The organism is Saccharothrix sp. S26, assembly GCF_021390395.1.
GTDB lineage: Bacteria > Actinomycetota > Actinomycetes > Mycobacteriales > Pseudonocardiaceae > Actinosynnema.
In genome coordinates this window covers 38,668-56,227 of record NZ_JAJUWT010000039.1, presented here as the reverse complement: position 1 = coordinate 56,227, position 17,560 = coordinate 38,668, and the positions used below count along the sequence as shown (strand labels likewise).

Below are 17,560 nucleotides of genomic sequence, written 5' to 3'. Positions count from 1 at the left end.
CGATCGCGTTGGTGCCGGTGGAGCGGCATGACGAGGTGGTGCGGCGGGTGCTGGGTGCGTTCGCCGAACGCGGGTGGGCCACGCCCCGGACGTTCACGGCGGTGCCCTCCGCGGGCGCCGGCCAGGACCACTGACCGACGCCCGCCAGGCCGGTCCTCAGAAGCTCTCCGCCGCCTTCGCCGCGCTCTCGTGCGCCTGCCGGCGCAGTTCGTCGGCGTGCGGGGTGGCCAGGTTGGGCCGGAACTCGATCTCGGTGAGGTCGGTGATCCCGGCCCAGCGCAGCCAGCCGTTGAGGAACGGCCGCTGGAAGTCCGCGCCGAACGCCGGGTCGCGGCCGTCCCCGTACACCGCGCTGGTGTAGACGACGGCTGCCTTGCGGCCGGTGAGCAGGCCGGTGTAGCCGCGCTCGGGGTCGAAGGCGAACACCCGGCCCGGCTGGCTCACGACGTCGATGAGCTGCTTGAGCACGTACGGCACGCCCGCGTTCCACATGGGCACGCTGAACAGGTACGCGTCGGCGGCGGCGAAGCGGTCGAACGTGCTGATGGCGGCGTCCCAGGCACGTGCCTGCGCACCCGTCGGCCGTTCTCCCGCGAACACGGCCATCTTGGCCGCCGCGGCGTCGGGGCCGAAGGGGGGCAGCGTGCCGTCCCACAGGTCGAACGTCTCGATCCGGTGGTCGGGGTGGCTCGCCCGGTAGGCGTCGAGGAACGTGCGGGCGATCGACAGCGACTCCGAGGCCTCGCCCCTCGGTGACGCGGAGATGTGCAGCAGGGTCGTCATGGTCCAGTCCTCCGTCGTGGCACAGTGACCGGACTGCGGTCCGGTTAGTGGCCACTGTAGCGGACTGTGGTCCGGTTATGCCGGCGGATCACCCCTGCCCGGTGAGCACCAGGCGGGCGAGGGTGGCGATGTCGGCGGCGACCCGGTCGGACGTGAACTCCTCGCCGGTCGCGTGCCGCAGGTCGGCGGCCAGCGGGGCGAGCAGCGCGTGCGCGAAGTAGTCGGCGTCGAGGTCCGGCCGTGCCTCGGCGAGCAGGATGCGCACGTGCAGCCGCCAGAACCGGTACGCGCCGGTCCGGTAGCGCGCGCCGGGGCTGGCCGTCTCCGACAGCCGGACCAGGTCGAGGTTCGCCTCCAGGAACGCCGCGTAGGCGGTGAGGAACGCGACCAGCCGCTCACCCGCCGGCGCGCCGGGCCCCAACGGCGGCGGCCCGCTGAGGATCGCGCCCTGCAAGTCCTCCTCGCGCGCGTTCAGCAGGGCCGACGCGAGCCCGGCCTTGTCGCCGAACCGGCGGAACAACGTGCCCTTGCCGACCCCGGCCGCGCCCGCGATCTGGTCCATCGACACCCCGGCCACCCCGTCCCGGGCGAACAACCGCGCGGCCACGTCGAGGATCTTGGCCCGGTTGCGCGCCGCATCGGCCCGTTCCCTCGGCGCCCCCTCGCGCAACCGCGCCAACTCCACGTCCTGGGGCGCGCCACCTGCGGCCATGTCGGTCATGGAGGCGGACTGTAGTCCGGTCGGCCGCGCCGACGGCGAAACCCGCGTGTCCGAGGTGGGCCTGTGTGGCAGGTGATGCGGTGGGCCGACTTCGAGGCCGGGCACCGTGGCGGGGAGCGGTTCCACTCGTGACCGCGCCGCGCGGGCTCTGCGGATGGACGGTCGCGGGTTCACGCGGCTCACCGAGGAGGGCTTCGACAAGCCGTTCGACGCGCAGTCCTCGGAAGCCCCGCTACGCCTACACCGGGAGCGACGAGATCTCCGTCGTGCTCGACCCGGGCCACGCCATGTTCGGGCGCGGCGTGGAGAAGGTCGTGTCCGTCTCCGCGGGCATCGCGTCCTCCGCGTTCACCCACGCCGCCGGCCGGCCCGCGCACTTCGACAGCCGGATCTGGATCGGGGCCGGCGTGGACGACGTCGTCGACTACGCGTCCTGGCGGCAGTCCGACGCCACCCGCTGCGCGGTGAACGGCTGGTGCTACTGGACCCTGCGCAAGGCGGGCGCGTCACGGCAGCAGGCCACCCGCCGACTGGAGGGGACGAGCACCGCGGCCAAGCACGAGCTGTTGGCCGGGCACGGGATCGACTTCGACGAGCTGCCCGCCTGGCAGCGCCGCGGCATCGGCCTGTGGCGGGCCGACCACGACCGGTCCGGTCGCGATCCCGTCCGCGGGGTCGACGTCACCGCCACCGGACGGCACGTCCACGTGGAGCGCGAGCTGCCGGTGAAGGACGCCTACCGAGCCCTCGTGCGCCGACTGCTCGACGGGAGCTGAGCGACGGGCGGGGTCAGGGGATGGTCAGGTCCGGTGGGATCTGGAGGGCCACGGTGATCAGCGAGTGGACCCGGGAGGCGACGGCGGCCAGCAGGCCGTGGACTTCCGGTGAGGCCGCCTCCGCCGCGGTCTGGAGGGTGCGCAGATCCTCGTCGATGCGGTCCAGGATGGCGGCCAGGTCGACCTGGTGGTTGCGCAGCGCGGTGGCGATCTCCTCCAGGGGAACTCCCTGGACCTCCAGACGTTGGACGAGGTGGATGCGCTCGACGTCGGCGGGGTCGTAGAGGCGGTAGTTGCTGGCCGTGCGCTTGGCGGGCGTGAGCAGGCCGAGGCTGGTGTAGTAGTCGACGGTGCGAGGACTGACCTGGGCTCGGGCGGCGAGTTCGCCGATCTTCAGCAGGACGACGGTCACGCCGGCTTCACCTCCGTGTACTCACGGTAAACCATACAGTCCAACGTGCTACCGTGAAGTATGCCTGAAGATGCCGACGTGGACGGTTGTAGTAGTAGGCCGGGTGGGACCCGGCTGATCAAGGACTTCCCGCTGGAGGCGGGCGCGCCGTGTTGATCATCACCGGCTTGCTCGCGATCGTGGCCCTCACCGCGGCCACGGGGTACTTCGTGGCCCAGGAGTTCGCCTACATGGCGGTGGACCGGGGCCGGCTCCAGCAGATGGCCGAGGACGGCGACAAGGCCGCCGAGCGGGCCCTGCGGGTGACGCAGAAGTTGTCGTTCATGCTCTCCGGGGCCCAGTTCGGCATCACGGTGACCGCGCTGCTCGCCGGTTACGTCGCCGAACCGCTGCTGGGCACGGGACTGGCCGACCTGCTCGGGCTGACGGGCGTGCCGCCCGCGGTGTCGGTGACGCTGTCGATGGTCGCCGCCCTGGTGTTCGCCACGGTGGTGCAGATGGTGCTGGGCGAGCTGCTGCCCAAGAACTTCGCCATCGCGCGGCCGGAGCCGCTGGCCAAGGCGCTGAGCGCGTCCACCCTGGTCTACCTCAAGGTGGCCGGGCCGGTGATCCGGCTGTTCGACGCCGCGGCCAACCGGCTGCTGCGCGCGGTCGGCATCGAGCCGGTCGAGGAGCTGCCGCAGGGCGCGACCCCGGAGGACCTGCGCCAGATCGTCACCGACGCGCGGGGCGAGGGGCACCTCGACGCCGAGCTGTCCCGGCTGCTGGAACGCGGCCTGGGCTTCCGCGAACTGGTCGCCGAGCAGGCCATGACCCCGCGGGTGGTGGTGCACTCGGTGCGCGCCGACGAGCCCGTTTCCCGCGTGGTGGAGCTGCTGGACACGGGTCACTCGCGGTTCCCCGTCTTCGGTGACGACCTGGACGACCTGCGTGGCGTCGTGGGGTTGGCCGAGGTGTTGACCGTGGAGCCGGACCTGCGCGCGGGCACGCCGGTCGGCGCGGTCGCCTCGCCCGCGTTGGTCGTGCCCACCACGTTGCCGCTGCCCGCGGTGCTGGAACGGCTGCGCGCCGAGCGCCGGCAGCTGGCGTGCGTCGTCGACGAGTTCGGCGGGTTCGCCGGCGTCGTCTCGCTGGAGGACCTGGCCGAGGAGCTGGTGGGGGAGATCCGGGACGAGGACGACCTGGACGAGGCCTCGATCGAACCGGTGGGCGAGGGGGTGTGGCGGGTGCCCGGACGGATGCGGGTGGACGAGATCGCCGACGCCACCGGCGTGGCGCTGCCCGAGCACGACAGCTACGACACCGTGTCCGGGCTGGTGCTGAGCCGGCTCGGCCGCACCGCCCGGGTGGGTGACGAGGTCGAGCTGGACGGCGCGTCGGTGCGGGTGACCGCGGTCGCGCGCAACGTGCCGTCCTCGGTCGTGCTCGCCGCGGCCGTCGCCGAGCGGGAGGACGCCCGATGAGCACCACCTGGTCGTTGTTGATCTCCCTGGTGCTGCTGGTGGCCAACGCGTTCTTCGTGGCCGCCGAGTTCGCCCTCATCGCCGCCAAGCGGCACCGGCTGGAGCAGGACGTCGAGACCAGCCGCGCGGCCCGGGCCGCGGTCGCGGGCATCCGCGAGCTGTCGCTGATGCTGGCCGGCGCGCAGCTCGGCATCACGCTGTGCACGCTCGGGTTGGGCGCGCTGGCCAAGCCCGCGGTGGCCGACCTGATCGACCCGCTGCTGCTGGCCACCGGCCTGCCGTCCGGTGTGTCCTACGCGGTCGCGTTCACGCTGAGCCTGGTGCTGGTGGTGTTCCTGCACATGGTGGTCGGCGAGATGGCCCCGAAGTCGTGGGCGATCTCCCACCCCGAGCGCTCCGCGGTGCTGCTCGCGCTGCCGTTCCGGGCGTTCGCGCACTCCGTCCGCTGGATCCTCAGCGGGCTCAACGGCGTGACCAACGCGTTGCTGCGGTCGATGAAGGTCGAGCCGCAGGACGAGCTGGCCCAGGCCCACCGGCCCGAAGACCTGCGGATGCTGGTCCGGCAGTCCGCCGAGCACGGCCTGATCCCGGAGGGGCAGCAGCGGTTGCTGACCCGGATGCTGCAACTGCAGAACACCACGCTCGCGCAGGTCATGGTGCCGATCGAGGACGCGTTGAGCGTGTCCGAGCACAGCAGCCCGGTGGCGATCGAGCGGCGCAGCCGCGAGTCGGGGCGGTCCCGGTTCCCGGTGATGGACGTGCACGGCCGGTTCATCGGCCTGGTGCACATCCGCGAGGCCGTGCGCGCGACCGCGGTGAACCGCAAGGCGAACGCGCGGGAGCTGATGAACGGCACCGTGACGCTGCCCGCCGCCATGCCGGTCGCGAGCGCGGTCACCGCGATGCGCGCCGAACGCGCCCAGTTGGCGCTGGTGTCCGACGCCGAGGACCGCGTGATCGGCATCGCCGCGCTGGAAGACCTCCTCGAAGAGCTGATCGGCGACTTCGAGGACGAGACCGACACTTTGCTCCGCACCACGTGAACACCCACCCCGGAGGAAGAACCTGATGTTCAAGCGGTTGCTCAGCGCGTTCGGCGTCGGCGGACCGTCCGTCGACACCGTCCTCGACTCGCCCCACGCCACCCCGGGCCAGGTCATCACCGGGCAGGTCCGCATCCAAGGCGGCAGCAACGACGCCCACATCGACCAGATCGTGCTGTCGCTCGTGACGCGCGTCGAGGTCGAGCACGGCGACCACGAGTTCGCCGGAGTGTCGGAGTTCCTGCGCGTCGTCGTCGCCCAGGGCGTGCGGGTGCCGGCGGGCCAGCCGGTGTCGGTGCCGTTCCAGTTCCCGATCCCGTGGGAGACCCCGATCACCGCCGTCGGCGGGCAGCCGTTGCCCGGCATGACCGTCGGCGTGCGCACCGAGCTGGTCATCTCCGGCGCGCCCGACAAGGGCGACCTGGACCCGCTGCTGGTCGGCCCGCTGCCGTCGCAGGACCGGGTGCTCGACGCGTTCGGGCAGCTCGGGTTCCAGTTCCGCAGCGCCGACGTGGAGGCGGGCCGCATCCACGGCGTGCACCAGGAGCTGGGTTTCTACCAGGAGATCGAGTTCTTCCCGCCCGGCCAGTTCGCGGGTCGGATCAACCAGGTCGAGCTGACCTTCGTCACCAACCCGCACGAGCTCGTGGTGGTGCTGGAGGCCGACAAGCGCGGCGGCATGTTCTCCTCCGGCTCCGACGCCTTCGGCCGTTTCCACGCCTCCCACCACGACGCGGTGAACACCGACTGGGTCGGCGCGATCAACCAGTGGCTGGCGCAGGTCGCCGAGCGCGGCGGCCACTCGGCCTTCGGCGGCCACGCCCCCGGTTACGGCCGGCCCGGCTACGGCCACCACGGCTACGACGAGCACGGCCACCACGGTCACCACCGCGGCCCGGGCATGGGCGCGGTGGTCGGTGGCGTCGCGGCCGGCGTGGTCGGCGGCATGGTGCTCGGCGAGGTCGTCGAAGAGGTCTTCGAGGACGACGGCGGCGACGACATGGCGTTCGACGAGTGACCAGGTCCCCGGACCACGGCCCCGAGCGGGCCTGACCCCGGCGCGGCGGGCGGAGCACCGTGCTCCGCCCGCCGTTCAGCTCCGGCTGACCACCAGGTACCGCTCGTCCTCGACGGCCCGGCCCCACAACGCCGGGTCGGTCAGGTGTCGCACCACGGCCTGCTCGCGGACACCCAGGACGAGCTCCCGCACCCGCTCCGCGGGCAGTCCCGCGCCGGTCGACCAGCGCCCTTCCACCAGCACCAGCCGGCCGTCGGGCTTGAGCAGGCGCACCCACCTGGCCAACGCGCCGCCGGGGTCGGGCAACGCCCAGAGCACGTGCCGGGCCAGCACGACGTCGAACGAGGCCGGCGCGCACGGCGGGTCGGCCGCGTCACCTCGCGTGAAGTCGACCGGCACGGCGGCGACCCGTGCCTTCTCCCGCGCGGCCCGCACCATCCGCCCCGACAAGTCCACCCCGCTCACCGCGTGGCCCGCCTGCGCCAGCAGCACGGCCAGGCTGCCCGTGCCGCACCCCAGGTCCACAACGGACGCCGGGGCGGGCGGCACGAGCGGCAGCAACAGGTCCGCCCACGCCCGTCGCACCTCCGGGTCCAGCAGCCCGTGGTCGGGCTCCTGGTCGAAGGTGGCCGCCTGCCCGTCCCAGAACTCCCGCGCGTCACTCGTCACGGCCCCAGCCTGGCCCGGCGACCGCACCCCGGTCACCTGACCGCGCACACCGCCGGGCACGGATCGCTGGAACAGCCAGCGCCCCAGCGCTTAATACGGCGCCACGGTCGTGACCGCGTCACCGCACCAGGAGATCATCATGCCGAGCCGGAAACACCGGAATGCCGGTTCCGGGCACAGCCGAAGGCAACTCCGGAAAGAAGTCGGCATTCGGCCACGCCACGGCGATGATTGATTCGATGATAGTTCGGGTCGTACGTTACCTTTATTAATCAAGTGCGCCGGTCTGCCGGTCGCACGCCCTGGTCAGAGCGGTGACGCGGCGTCACGCCGGGTGTCGTACGGTGCTCGGCATGGGGACCTCGTTTCGAACCGACGCGATCGACCAGGACGGGCACTTCGGCACCTTCAACGCCTTCGTGGGCAGGCGCGTGCTGCTGGCCGACCTCAGGGGCGCGATGGGCGGCGCGGACGGCTCCCGGCTGGTCACGCTGACCGGCGGGCCGGGCGTGGGCAAGACGAGGCTCGCCAAGGAGTACGCCCGGCAGGTGGAGTCGGCCTACGAGCACGGCGTGCGGTTCGTGGAGCTGCGCGGCGTGCCCGCCGGCGACACCGCGTTGCTGGAGCAGGCGTTGATGTCGGCCGTGCGGGTGCCCAGCCAGTCCGCGCGCGACCTGCGGGCGTCGTTGGTGACCTACCTGCGCGACCGCCGGATGCTGCTGATCCTCGACAACTGCGAGCACCTCGTGGACGAGGTGGGCGACCTGGTGTCGACGCTGCTGCGCGGCGCGCCGCACCTGCGCGTGCTGACCACCTCGCGGACGTTGCTCGCCCTCGACGGCGAGGCGCTGGTCATGGTGCCGCCGCTGGAGTTACCCGCCGAGGACGGTCCGCTGAACCTCAAGGTCGAGGCCGTCCAACTGCTGGTGCAGCGCGCTCGCACGGGCGCGCCGGGGTGGAAGCTGACCGAGGAGAACTGGCCCGCGGTGCGGGAGATCCTGCGGCGGTTCGGCGGCCTGCCGCTGGGCATCGAGCTGGTGGTGGGCCAGATGAGGTCGCTGTCGCCGGAGGTCATCGCCGCCCGGCTGGACAACTCGCCGCACCAGGAGACCCTGAACAAGCTCATCGGGCCCAGCTACGAGGTGTGCGAGCCGACCGAGCGGCTGCTGCTGGCGGCGGTGTCGGTGTTCACCGGCTCGTTCGACCTCGCCGGCGCGGAGCGGGTGTGCGCGGGCGAGGGGCTGCCCGAGCACGCGGTCGCCGAGGCGTTGGCGGGCCTGGTCGACCGGTCGCTGGTCGTGCCGTTCCCCGACCGGGCCCGCTACGAGCTGCTGGAGCCGGTCCGGCAGTTCGCCGCCCAGCGGCTCCAGCAGTTGCCCGACGCGGGCGACGCCGTCCGCCGCCGGCACCGCGACCACTACCGGCAGGTGGCCGCGCGGCACGCCGCCGGGTTCCGCGGCGAGAACGAGATCGAGCTGCTGCGCGCGGTCGAGGTCGACATGCCCAACCTCCGGGCCGCGCTCGGCGCGCTGCACCAGGACCCGGAGGCCGCCACCGAGGCGTTGCAGATGGCCGTGGACATGGCGCGCACCCGCTGGTGGACCTACTCCGGCCGGCTGCCCGAGCAGTCGTTGTGGCTCAACCGCGCGTTGCGGGTCGCGCCGGCGGTCCCGTCGATGCTGCGCGCCAGCGCGATCGCGTTGGACGCCTGGATGATGCTGTGCCTGGGCGACGGCCGGGAGGCGGTGCTGGCCCGCATCGCCGAGGCCGAGGCGATGGCACCCGCCGACGAGCCGGTCGCCGCGCTGCTATTCATCAAGGGCGCGCAGGCGCTGCTGATCGACGGCGACCGCGGCGGGATGGACCTGCTGCGCGAGTCGCACCGCCGGTGGCTGTCCTACGGGCCCGGTGCGCTGGTCGACGCGCACCTGACCGAGATCCTGCTGACCATGGGCTCGGTGCTGCTGGGCGAGCCCGAGGAGGGCAGGCGTGCCGCCGCGGACTTCCTCGCCGAGTGCCGTCGGCTGCGCGCCGAGTGGGGCATGGCGTGGGCGCGGTGGTGCCAGGCGGTGTCGTTGATCAGGTTCGACGAGGACCCGCGCGCCGCGGTGCGCGTGCTGCTGGACAGCGTGCGCGGCCAGCAGCGGATCGGCGACCGGTGGACGCCGCTGTTCACGCTGCCCGTGCTGGCCTGGGCGCTGGCGCGCTGCGGACGCCGTTACGCCACCGCCGCGGCCCGGCTGCTCGGCGCGGCCGACGGCCTGCACCAGGCGACCGGGATCCAGCTCTCCCGCAAGCTGCGCGTGTTCGCGGTGCTGCGCGAGCTGGCGGAACAGGCGGTGGCGGGCCACCTCACCCGCGAGCAGTACGACAAGGCGTACGCCGTGCAGGTCGGCACGGTCGAGGACGCGTTCGCGCTGGTCCTGGACGGCAAGTACATCGACTCGTCGTTGGACGGGCCCGCCGGCGCGCGACCGCCCGGTGATGCCGCCGGCGACCGGGCGGCGGGCGCGACGCCACCCCACCCGGTCCTCACCCCCACCGAGGACGCCGTCCTGCGCCACGTGATGGAGGGCTTGACCAACAAGCAGATCGCCGAGGCGATGCACATCGGCGCCCGGACCGTGGAGACCCACGTGTCCTCGATCCTGAACAAGATGGGCGTGCGCAACCGGTTGCAGCTCGTGACCTACCTCAGCGGTCCGCGCGCCCGGCGTTGAGGAGGGCGCGCGGTCACCCGGCCAGCACGACGTCGAGCCGGGCGAACCCGTTGATCACCACGTGGGGGTTGCGGACCAGCCGGTCGACCGGGACCGCCGGACGGGCGCGCGGCCAGCGCACCAGCGTCTCGCGCACCGCGATCTCGATCTCCATCGTGGCCAGGGCGCTGCCCACGCACCGGTGCCAGCCGTTGCCGAAGGTCAGGTGGGAGCGGGCCGGTCGCGGCCGGAACGGCACGAACCGGTGCGCGTCGGGCCCGAACGCCTCCGGGTCGCGGTTGGCCGAACCGAGGTTGACCATCGTCAACGCGCCCGCCGGCAGCGTCACGTGGTCACCGAGGTCGATCGGCTCGCGCACCAGGTAGTGCGGGATGTTGCGGGTGGGCGGGTCGAAGCGCAGGCTCTCCCGCACCACGTCCGGCACGGCGTCCGGGCTCGCGGCGGCGGCGGACCACTGCTCGGTGTGCAGCAGCGCGGCCAGGGTGTTGCCGATGCCCGCGGTGGTGGTCTCGTGGCCGGCGGCGATCATGAGCACGGCGGTGGTCAGCACCTCGTCCGGGGCGAGCCGGTCGCCCTCCACGTCCACGTGCACCAGCGCGGACAGCAGCGCGTCGTCCGGCCTGGCCCGCTTCTCGTCGATCAGCGCGGCCAGGTAGCCGACCATCGCCTCGGACGCGGGCTGCTGCTGCTCGGGCACCTCGGTCATCATCGCCGAGGACCAAGCCGCCAGCATCGCCTGGTCCTGGCCCGGCACGCCGAGCAGCTCGCAGATCACGGTCAGCGGCAGCGGCAGCGCGAGTCCCGCCACCACGTCGGCCGGCCCGTCCGGGTCCAGCCCGTCGAGCAGCTCGCGGGTGATCGCGGTGACCTTGTCGCGCAGCGCCTCGACCCGCCGCGGGGTCAGCGTCGCGGCGACCGGGCGGCGCAGCCGGGCGTGGTCCGGCGGGTCGGCGTTGATCATGCTGCCGCCGATGATCGCCGAGACGTTCGGCTCCACGCCCGCCTCGACCATGTGCTGCCGCATCGCGCCGGCCACGCCGAGGGCGTCCTTGGACAACCGCTCGTCGGCCAGCAGGCCGCGCGCGGCCTCCAGCCCGAGGGTGGCGACGTGGACCCGCACCCCGTTCGGCTGCACCGCCAGGTGCGCCGGTCCGGCCCGGCGCGCGGCGTCCTCGACCTCGTGGTGCCGGTAGCCGTGCAGCTCGCCGCCGAGCAGCAACGCGTGCTCGAGGTTCTCGTGCCGGGTGGTGGTCATGGTCTGCGGCGCTCCCTGGATCTCGGCGGGCCGAGCGTCGGTGTGGTCTGCCGGATGATCCCGTGCCGCGCGGCCGCCGCACATCCGTACTGACACGGAGACCGCCGCCCCGGCGGCCGCGGTGGCGTCCGGTGCCGCGGTCACCCGGGCTCGCACCGCCAGGGCATCGGTGGTCGGGCCGTGCCTGCGCCGGTGGGCCCAGCGGGCGTCGTCCGATCGGCCTCCGGCGGGTGCCGCACGTGATCGCGCGGGTGCCGACGGTGAACCGGGCGGCTCCGTGCTTTCCGCGCCGATGCGGTCTCTCGGTCGATCTCCGTGATCACCACGATGCCCGAGCCGCCCCCGACCGGGATGCTGGTCGAGGGGGAGGGACCGAGGCGCGGGCGTTCGACCGCGCACCCGGACCACCGCGGCACGAACGAGGGGCGAGGGTGGACGGGAACGAGGAAAACCCGGTCGAGGAGCTCCAGCGCCTGCTGGAGGTCCTCGACCAGGCCGCGCCCGCCTTGCTCCGGTCCTTGTCGATCATCGTCACGCTGGTGCGGCGGCACGGTTCCCGCACCAGGTCGAGGACGCGCGGCGGCTGCGGGAGCACTTCGCCGCGATCGACCGGCTCGTGCCGGGGCTGACGGACTTCCACCAGCGCGCCCAGGGCCTGTGCTTCTCGCTGGAGCACCGGCTGGGCCTGCTGGGCATCCGGTCGCCGGAGCCCGTCGCGGCGGGCGACACCCCTCAGACCTGAGGCGGCGGGGCACTCGAGGGGCGTGCCGTGCCGCATCGACCGCAGACGAGTGAGGACGACCGCTGTGCCGAGACCGATCATCACCGACACGACGGGCGCGATGGGCCTGACCGGCGTCGCGGTGCGCCTGGCCTACGACCCGGCCGACCCCTGCGCGGTCGCCGTGCACGTACGGGACTGGACCGTCCGGCGGTGGGTCGAGTGGGTCTTCGCGCGCGACCTGCTCGCGGCGGGCGTCGCGTGCGAGCGGGACGGCGGCGAGGCCGGGGTGCTGGACGTGGTCGTCACCCGGATCAACCGGCGCAACATCAAGATCAGGAAGGTCACGCGCGACCAGTGGCCGGGGTGGAGCGAGGTGGTCCTGGTCACCGACGCGGTGGCCCGGTTCCTCGAGGCCACCTGCGCGCTCGTCCCGCTCGGTCGGGAGCGGGTCGACTTCGACGCCGAAGCGCTGTTGGGCTGACCGGGGTCATCAGGGGGAGTGGTTTCCGTGAACGAGAGGGAGTCGGTGGAACGCGAGGTCGTCGCCACGCCGGTCGGGTTGAGCTTCGCCGAGCGGGTCACGTTCGAGCACTGGGAGCGGGCCGGGCGGCAGATCGCGCGGGTGGTGAACTCCTCCGCCTGGTACCTGGGCGACTGGCTGGTGTTCGGCCAGGACCGGTACGAGGGGCGCTACCAGCAGTCGGTGGCGGAACTGGGCCTGGAGTACCAGACGCTGCGCAACTACGCCCGGGTGGCGCGCGGCTTCCCCTACCCGCGGCGACGGGTGGAGCTGAGCTTCCAGCACCACGCGGAGGTGGCGGCGCTGCCGCCGCAGGAGCAGGACCGGTGGTTGGACGCGGCGCAACGGGGTGGTTGGTCGCGCAACGCGCTGCGCGCGGCCCTGCGGGGGAGCAAGCGGGACGACGCCGGGTGGGTGGTGCTGCCCAAGGTGAGCGTGACCAACGAGAGCGTGCAGCGGTGGCGGCACGCGGCGTCCCGGACCAACGCCGAGCTGGAGGTGTGGATCGTGCGGTCGCTCGACCGCGCGGCCGAGACGACCCCGGGGGCGGGCGAGCACCGGGACCGGTTCGCCACCGACGTCCTGGGCGTGAACGGCTGACGCCACCCGTCCCGCCCCCGGCGACCACCGGCGGCTGCCGTGGCGGTCGGTCGCTAGGGTGGTTCGTCGAGGCGCCCGGCACGGCGTGCGGTGCCGTCCGTCGGTCCACTGTGGACGGTCTTGCGGTGGGTGCGGGAAGGGTGGTTGACGTGGCTTTGCCGCCGATCGATCCGGCGTTGGGCATCGAGCTGGTCGCCGAGCGGACCGTGCGCCGCCGGACCGCCGCGGTGAGCGTCGTGGTCCCCGCCCACGACGAGGAGGCGACGATCGCCGAGGTCGTCTCGGAGTCGGCGCGCGGCCTCGCGGCGCTCGGCGTGCCCGGCCAGGTGGTGGTGAGCGCCAGCGGGTGCACCGATCGGACGGCTGAGGTGGCGCGCTCGGCGGGGGCGCTCGTCGTGGAGGCGGGCATCGGCAAGGGCGCGGCGGTCGTCGCCGGGGTGAAGGCCGCCGACGGCGACGTCATCTGCCTGGTGGACGGCGACGTGCGGTACTTCGGCGACCCGCCGCTGGTGCCCCTGCTGGTGGGGCCGATCCTGGACGGGATCGCGGACGCGACCGTGACGGACCTCTACTGGCGGCCGCTCTACCCGCAGCTGTGGCTGTGCGGGTTCTTCGCGCCGCTGGCGGGCGCGTTGCTACCGGAGCTGCTGCCGAAGGTCGGCTCGACGCCGTGGTCGGGGCAGCGGGCGGCCGTGCGCGAGCTGTGGCCGGACGTGCTGCCCGAGGGGTTCACCTCCGACCTCGCCCTGCTGCTGCACTGGAACGAGCACGCCGTGCGGCTGCGGCCCGTCCTGGCGGACGACTGGACGAACCCCCAGCGGCCGAAGCCGGAGCTGATGGCCCAGGAGTTCGAGCTCTTGGTGGCCCACGCCGTCGAACGCGGGCGGGTCGCGCGCGACGCGGTGCCGTCATTGGGGGAGTGGTTCGAGTCGGCGCACCGGCTGATGGCCGGGTACCGGCCGGGCGAGCACGACCCGCGCGAGTTCGAGGCGGACCTGCTCGACCGCTCGCTGGCGGAATTGCGCGCCCGGCTGCACTCGGTGTGACGCGACCCCGCGGTTGCGTTCGTGCTCGGCGTGACGCACCTCATCGTTTCCCGGTATCCGACACGGGCAATCATGGAAAGGCGTGAGTGAGTGACGTGGAGGCGTGAATGCACGAGGTAGAAACCGCACGGGCCGTCGCCAACCCCCGGCGGACCAGGCTGGGCGCTGACTGGACGCGGTCCACCGAGGTGGTCGACCGGCCGCAACCCGGCCCCGGCCCGTCCCCCGACCGCGCGGAACGCTCCGTCGGGTGAATTCCGGCGTCGCCGCGGTCCGGCGATGCCGTGGGTGACTGGTAATTCACCAAGGGGTGCGCCACGACCGCCCGTTCGGGAACGCCGCCGTGTGAGGTAATGGGCTGACGCCCATCTCGCACGGAGAGGACGAGGCGATGCGAGCTTTGTCGGCGGTCCTGGCCGCGGTGTCGCTCATCACCCCCACCGCGCACGCCGCGCCCGAGCAGGCGGTGATCGGCAGCGTGGGCAAGCCCGGGACGGCGCTGACGGTCGTCGCCAAGGGCGAGCCCGTGGTGGTGAGGCCCCGGACCGGTGGGCCGGAGCAGGAGTGGCGGTTCCACGTCGGCGACAGCGGCGAGTACCTGACCCTGACGAACTGGCAGGCCGAGGGCTGCCTCATCGCCTACGAGCCGGCGCGGGTCCTGCTGCTGGAGTGCATCGGCACGCAGAGCCAGTCGTGGATCGACCACCCCCGGCGCGGTGGCGCGCACCTGCTCGAGAACGCCGAGTACGCGGGCCAGTGCCTGACCGCGCCGTCGACGCGGCAACCGGTCGTGCTGCAGCCCTGCGCGCCGGGTGACCGCGACCAGCAGTGGATGTGGTGACGCCCCACGGCAAGCGGGTGTCGCGCCGGCCCGGTCGCGGCCGGCCCAGTCGTGGTCGCCGAGTCCGGCGGGACCGGAGGTCCGAGCCCGGTCCCGCCGTGCGCCCGCGAGTCAGGGCCGCTGCCACTCCTGCCCCTGCCAGGCCGGGTCCAGCGGGGTGTGCGCGATGTGGTTGGTGTAGTTCGACAGCGTCTTCATGCCCACGCCGAGCACGACGTCCAGCACGTGGCGGCGCGTGTGGCCGGCGGCCAGGAACGACTCGACCTGCTCCTCGTCCACCCAGCCCCGGTCGGTGACCACGCGCTCGGTGAACTTGCGGACGGCTTCCAGCGACTCGTCGGTCACCGGCTTGCCGGCGCGCAGCGCCCGCACGGTCTCCTCGTCCACGCCGGCCTTGAGCGCGACCGTGGAGTGCGCGGCCACGCAGTACTCGCACCCGTTGACGACGCTCGCGGTGATCAGCACGACCTGCTTGGCCTTGGCCGGCAGCGACGACTTGGTGAACTGCTCGGCCAGGGCGTTGTAGCCCGCCAGGAGTTCCGGGGACTCCGCCATGACGGCGTTGAGGGTGCTGACGAACCCCAGTCGCGCCCGGCCCGCCTCCAGGTGGGGTCGGGCCGCCTCGGGCGCGGTGGTCTCGTCGTGCACGGTGAACTGCGCCATGTCAGCCGATCTCCTCGGGTCGGGTGGCCAGCGAGGCGAGCACGGCGGTCACGGTCTCGCCGAGCGCCTGCGGGCTCGCGCCCGCGCGCGAGCGCACGTTGACCCCGTAAGCGAGCAGGGCGAGCACGTCGGCCGACGCCACGGGCACGATGCCGGGCCGCAGCCCGCCGGTGGCCCGCGCGCGTTCCAGTGCCGCGCACATCGCGGCGCGCAACCGGTCGTGGTGCTCCTGCAGGACCGCTCGGACGTCCGGGTCGTCGTGCTCCGGGCCGGCGTGGGCGTTGGTGACCATGCACCCCCACCGGGCGTGCTCGCCGGAACAGCGGGCCCCGATCAGCGCGCGGAAGAAGTCCGCGATCGCCGGGAGCCCGCGGTCGTCCTCGGCCAGCCGCGCGAAGACCGGGCCCGAGCGCCGCTCGGCGTAACGGCGCAGCGCCGCGACGTAGAGCTCCCGCTTGCCGCCGAACGTCGCGTACAGGCTGGACCGGTTGACGCCGGTCGCCGTCACGATGTCCTGCACGCCCGTGGACGACGCACCTCGCCGCCAGAAGAGCTCCTCCACCGAGCCGAGCACCGCCTCGGGGTCGAAGTGCTTCACGTCCGGCATGTTCGCCTCGCTAACTTGGAATGGTCGTTCCAAGATAGCTCCGGCGTCGAGGATCCCGCAACGGTCGCGGGTGATCAGGGCGTTTTGTGGCGTTGGTAGTAGCGGGCGACCCGGGCGCGGTTGCCGCACCGCGTCGGCGAGCACCACCGCCGGCGGGGGTGCGCCGGCAGGAACACCATCACGCAGTCGTCGGCCTCGCACTGCCGGAGCGTGCCGATCGCGGGGTCGGTGAGCAGGTCGGCGGCGGCCTCGGCCAGGCGGGCGGCCAGGCGGACGCCCAGCCGGCCGGGACGTCGGGGCGTCGCGGTGACGGCGGAGCCGTCCCAGTCCAGCTCGCGCACGGCCGGTGCGGCGCGTGCCGCCTCGGTCAGGCCGCGCAGGGCGGCCTTCGGTGGTCGGGTGCCGCGCAGCAGCGCGTGGACGGCCGCGTCGACGTGCTCGCGCACCGCGTGCACCGGCGGGAGGTCGGCCGCCGACGGTGTGCCGGCCTCCGGTCGGAGCGCGGGTTGGCGGGCGAGCCAGTCGGCCAGGTGGCGTGCGGTGGCCAGCAGGTCGACCCGGCCGTCCTCGGTCGACGGTCGGGTGTTCACGAGGTCGAGGGCGAGGTGCTCGCCGGTCAGCGGGTCGGTCACGCTCCTAATGCTACTTGACCGTGTTGACCCATTAGGTCAGCTCGGCTATACCTAATGCATCTTCACGCCAAGGAGACATGTGACATGGTGGCTCGGATCGCGCACCGGCACGTCGACGTCGACGGGGTCCGGGTCTTCTACCGGGAGTCGCTGCCGGAGCGGCCCGACGCGCCGGTGTTGTTGCTGCTGCACGGTTTCCCGTCCGCCTCGCACCAGTTCCGCCGGCTCATCGACGTGCTCGGCACGCGGTACCGGCTCGTCGCGCCCGACTACCCGGGCTTCGGGCACACGTGGGCCCCCGACGGGTTCACCTACTCGTTCGACCGCCTCGCCGACGTGGTCGAGGGCTTCGTGGACCGCCTGGGGCTGGCGCGGTTCGCGCTGTACCTGTTCGACTTCGGCGCGCCCGTCGGCTTCCGGCTGGCGTCACGCCACCCGGAGCGGGTCGCCGGCCTGGTCGTGCAGAACGGCAACGCCTACGTCGAGGGACTGTCGGACGCGGCCCGCGAGTTCATCGCCATCACGCCCGGGACACCCGGCGGCGAGCGGACGATCCTGGACCTGTTCACCTTGGAGGCGACCCGCGGCCAGTACGAGGGCGGCACCGCCGACCCGACGCTGGTCGCCCCGGAGGGGTGGCTGCTGGACCAGTACTTCCTGGACCAACCGGGCCGCGCCCAGGCCCAACTCGCGCTGGCGTACGACTACCGCAGCAACGTCGCCGCCTACCCGACCTGGCAGTCGTGGCTGCGCCACCACCAGCCACCGACGCTGATCGCGTGGGGCGTCAACGACCCGTTCTTCACCGAGGCGGGCGCACGGGCCTACCTGCGCGACCTCCCGGACGCCACCCTGCACCTGTTCGACACGGGCCACTTCGCCCTGGAGGACCACCTGCCCGACATCGCCCCCCTGATCGCCGACTTCCTCGACGGCCTGCGGTGGACCGACCTCGCACCGACCCACCCGGCCGCCCCTTCCCCCGTGCCGGGCGCCGGCTGAGCCGACCGGGGTCAGCGGCGGACGGTGGCGGTGCCCGGAGCACCAGTAGTGGTCCTCGCCGGGGT

21 protein-coding genes are annotated in these 17,560 nt (G+C 73.2%); 13 read left to right on the top strand and 8 right to left on the bottom strand.

Annotated features, from left to right (window positions below; all coding sequences use genetic code 11):
• Positions 1-156 precede the first annotated feature (156 nt).
• Positions 157-783 (bottom strand): FMN-dependent NADH-azoreductase, encoded by a 627-nt coding sequence (locus LZG04_RS40735; protein ID WP_233827310.1) that lies wholly within the window; start codon positions 781-783, stop codon positions 157-159.
• A gap of 88 nt (positions 784-871) precedes the next feature.
• On the bottom strand, positions 872-1,504 hold the full coding sequence (locus tag LZG04_RS40730) for a TetR/AcrR family transcriptional regulator (RefSeq protein WP_374202993.1): 633 nt from the start codon (positions 1,502-1,504) through the stop codon (positions 872-874).
• 266 nt (positions 1,505-1,770) lie between these two features.
• On the opposite strand from LZG04_RS40730, the gene LZG04_RS42910 reads away from it, so the two are divergent.
• On the top strand, positions 1,771-2,280 hold the full coding sequence (locus LZG04_RS42910; RefSeq protein WP_233827309.1) for a hypothetical protein: 510 nt from the start codon (positions 1,771-1,773) through the stop codon (positions 2,278-2,280).
• Positions 2,281-2,293: 13 nt separating this feature from the next.
• Here LZG04_RS42910 and LZG04_RS40720 read toward each other — a convergent pair whose 3' ends face one another.
• Complete coding sequence (locus LZG04_RS40720; RefSeq protein WP_233827308.1) at positions 2,294-2,692, bottom strand: MerR family transcriptional regulator; 399 nt, start codon at positions 2,690-2,692, stop codon at positions 2,294-2,296.
• Positions 2,693-2,841: 149 nt separating this feature from the next.
• Here LZG04_RS40720 and LZG04_RS40715 point away from each other — a divergent pair, with 149 nt between their 5' ends.
• Genes LZG04_RS40715 through LZG04_RS40705 form a run of 3 tightly spaced genes read left to right on the top strand, consistent with a single transcriptional unit; the run spans position 2,842 to position 6,216 of the window.
• Positions 2,842-4,155: a hemolysin family protein gene (locus tag LZG04_RS40715; RefSeq protein WP_233827307.1), complete on the top strand. Its 1,314-nt coding sequence runs from the start codon at positions 2,842-2,844 to the stop codon at positions 4,153-4,155.
• Positions 4,152-5,198 (top strand): hemolysin family protein, encoded by a 1,047-nt coding sequence (locus LZG04_RS40710; protein WP_233827306.1) that lies wholly within the window; start codon positions 4,152-4,154, stop codon positions 5,196-5,198. Before LZG04_RS40715 ends, LZG04_RS40710 begins: the two co-directional genes overlap by 4 nt.
• 25 nt (positions 5,199-5,223) lie before the next feature.
• Complete coding sequence (locus LZG04_RS40705) at positions 5,224-6,216, top strand: sporulation protein (RefSeq protein WP_233827305.1); 993 nt, start codon at positions 5,224-5,226, stop codon at positions 6,214-6,216.
• 75 nt (positions 6,217-6,291) lie between these two features.
• On the opposite strand, the gene LZG04_RS40700 is transcribed toward LZG04_RS40705, so the two are convergent.
• A complete protein-coding gene (locus LZG04_RS40700; protein ID WP_233827304.1) occupies positions 6,292-6,885 on the bottom strand; it encodes a class I SAM-dependent methyltransferase in 594 nt (197 codons plus the stop codon).
• A 353-nt stretch (positions 6,886-7,238) separates the two neighbouring features.
• Here LZG04_RS40700 and LZG04_RS40695 point away from each other — a divergent pair, with 353 nt between their 5' ends.
• A complete protein-coding gene (locus LZG04_RS40695) occupies positions 7,239-9,605 on the top strand; it encodes a LuxR C-terminal-related transcriptional regulator (RefSeq protein WP_233827303.1) in 2,367 nt (788 codons plus the stop codon).
• Between the two features lie 13 nt (positions 9,606-9,618).
• Here the strand turns inward: LZG04_RS40695 and LZG04_RS40690 are convergent, their stop codons facing one another.
• The gene (locus LZG04_RS40690) at positions 9,619-10,860 is read right to left on the bottom strand and encodes a cytochrome P450 (RefSeq protein ID WP_233827302.1); all 1,242 of its coding nucleotides are present in this window, start codon (positions 10,858-10,860) and stop codon (positions 9,619-9,621) included.
• Positions 10,861-11,291: 431 nt separating this feature from the next.
• Here LZG04_RS40690 and LZG04_RS40685 point away from each other — a divergent pair, with 431 nt between their 5' ends.
• From LZG04_RS40685 to LZG04_RS40660, 7 genes are all read left to right on the top strand, one after another.
• Entirely contained in the window at positions 11,292-11,489 is a 198-nt protein-coding gene (locus LZG04_RS40685) for a hypothetical protein (protein WP_233827301.1), read from the top strand.
• Entirely contained in the window at positions 11,477-11,602 is a 126-nt protein-coding gene (locus tag LZG04_RS42270) for a hypothetical protein (RefSeq protein WP_267939041.1), read from the top strand. Before LZG04_RS40685 ends, LZG04_RS42270 begins: the two co-directional genes overlap by 13 nt.
• A gap of 64 nt (positions 11,603-11,666) precedes the next feature.
• Positions 11,667-12,065, top strand: a complete 399-nt coding sequence (locus tag LZG04_RS40680; RefSeq protein WP_233827300.1) for an SsgA family sporulation/cell division regulator — start codon at positions 11,667-11,669, stop codon at positions 12,063-12,065.
• Between the two features lie 27 nt (positions 12,066-12,092).
• Entirely contained in the window at positions 12,093-12,704 is a 612-nt protein-coding gene (locus LZG04_RS40675; protein WP_233827299.1) for an LmbU family transcriptional regulator, read from the top strand.
• Positions 12,705-12,853: 149 nt separating this feature from the next.
• Positions 12,854-13,750 (top strand): glycosyltransferase, encoded by an 897-nt coding sequence (locus tag LZG04_RS40670; RefSeq protein WP_233827298.1) that lies wholly within the window; start codon positions 12,854-12,856, stop codon positions 13,748-13,750.
• A gap of 107 nt (positions 13,751-13,857) precedes the next feature.
• The gene (locus LZG04_RS40665) at positions 13,858-14,004 is read left to right on the top strand and encodes a hypothetical protein (RefSeq protein ID WP_233827297.1); all 147 of its coding nucleotides are present in this window, start codon (positions 13,858-13,860) and stop codon (positions 14,002-14,004) included.
• Between the two features lie 137 nt (positions 14,005-14,141).
• Entirely contained in the window at positions 14,142-14,591 is a 450-nt protein-coding gene (locus LZG04_RS40660; protein ID WP_233827296.1) for an RICIN domain-containing protein, read from the top strand.
• A 111-nt stretch (positions 14,592-14,702) separates the two neighbouring features.
• Here LZG04_RS40660 and LZG04_RS40655 read toward each other — a convergent pair whose 3' ends face one another.
• The 3 genes from LZG04_RS40655 to LZG04_RS40645 form a co-directional block, all read right to left on the bottom strand.
• Positions 14,703-15,254: a carboxymuconolactone decarboxylase family protein gene (locus tag LZG04_RS40655; RefSeq protein WP_233827295.1), complete on the bottom strand. Its 552-nt coding sequence runs from the start codon at positions 15,252-15,254 to the stop codon at positions 14,703-14,705.
• Between the two features lies 1 nt (position 15,255).
• A complete protein-coding gene (locus tag LZG04_RS40650) occupies positions 15,256-15,861 on the bottom strand; it encodes a TetR/AcrR family transcriptional regulator (RefSeq protein ID WP_233827294.1) in 606 nt (201 codons plus the stop codon).
• Between the two features lie 74 nt (positions 15,862-15,935).
• Complete coding sequence (locus LZG04_RS40645) at positions 15,936-16,493, bottom strand: ABATE domain-containing protein (protein WP_233827293.1); 558 nt, start codon at positions 16,491-16,493, stop codon at positions 15,936-15,938.
• Between the two features lie 84 nt (positions 16,494-16,577).
• Here LZG04_RS40645 and LZG04_RS40640 point away from each other — a divergent pair, with 84 nt between their 5' ends.
• The gene (locus LZG04_RS40640; RefSeq protein ID WP_233827292.1) at positions 16,578-17,495 is read left to right on the top strand and encodes an alpha/beta fold hydrolase; all 918 of its coding nucleotides are present in this window, start codon (positions 16,578-16,580) and stop codon (positions 17,493-17,495) included.
• Positions 17,496-17,560: the final 65 nt, after the last annotated feature.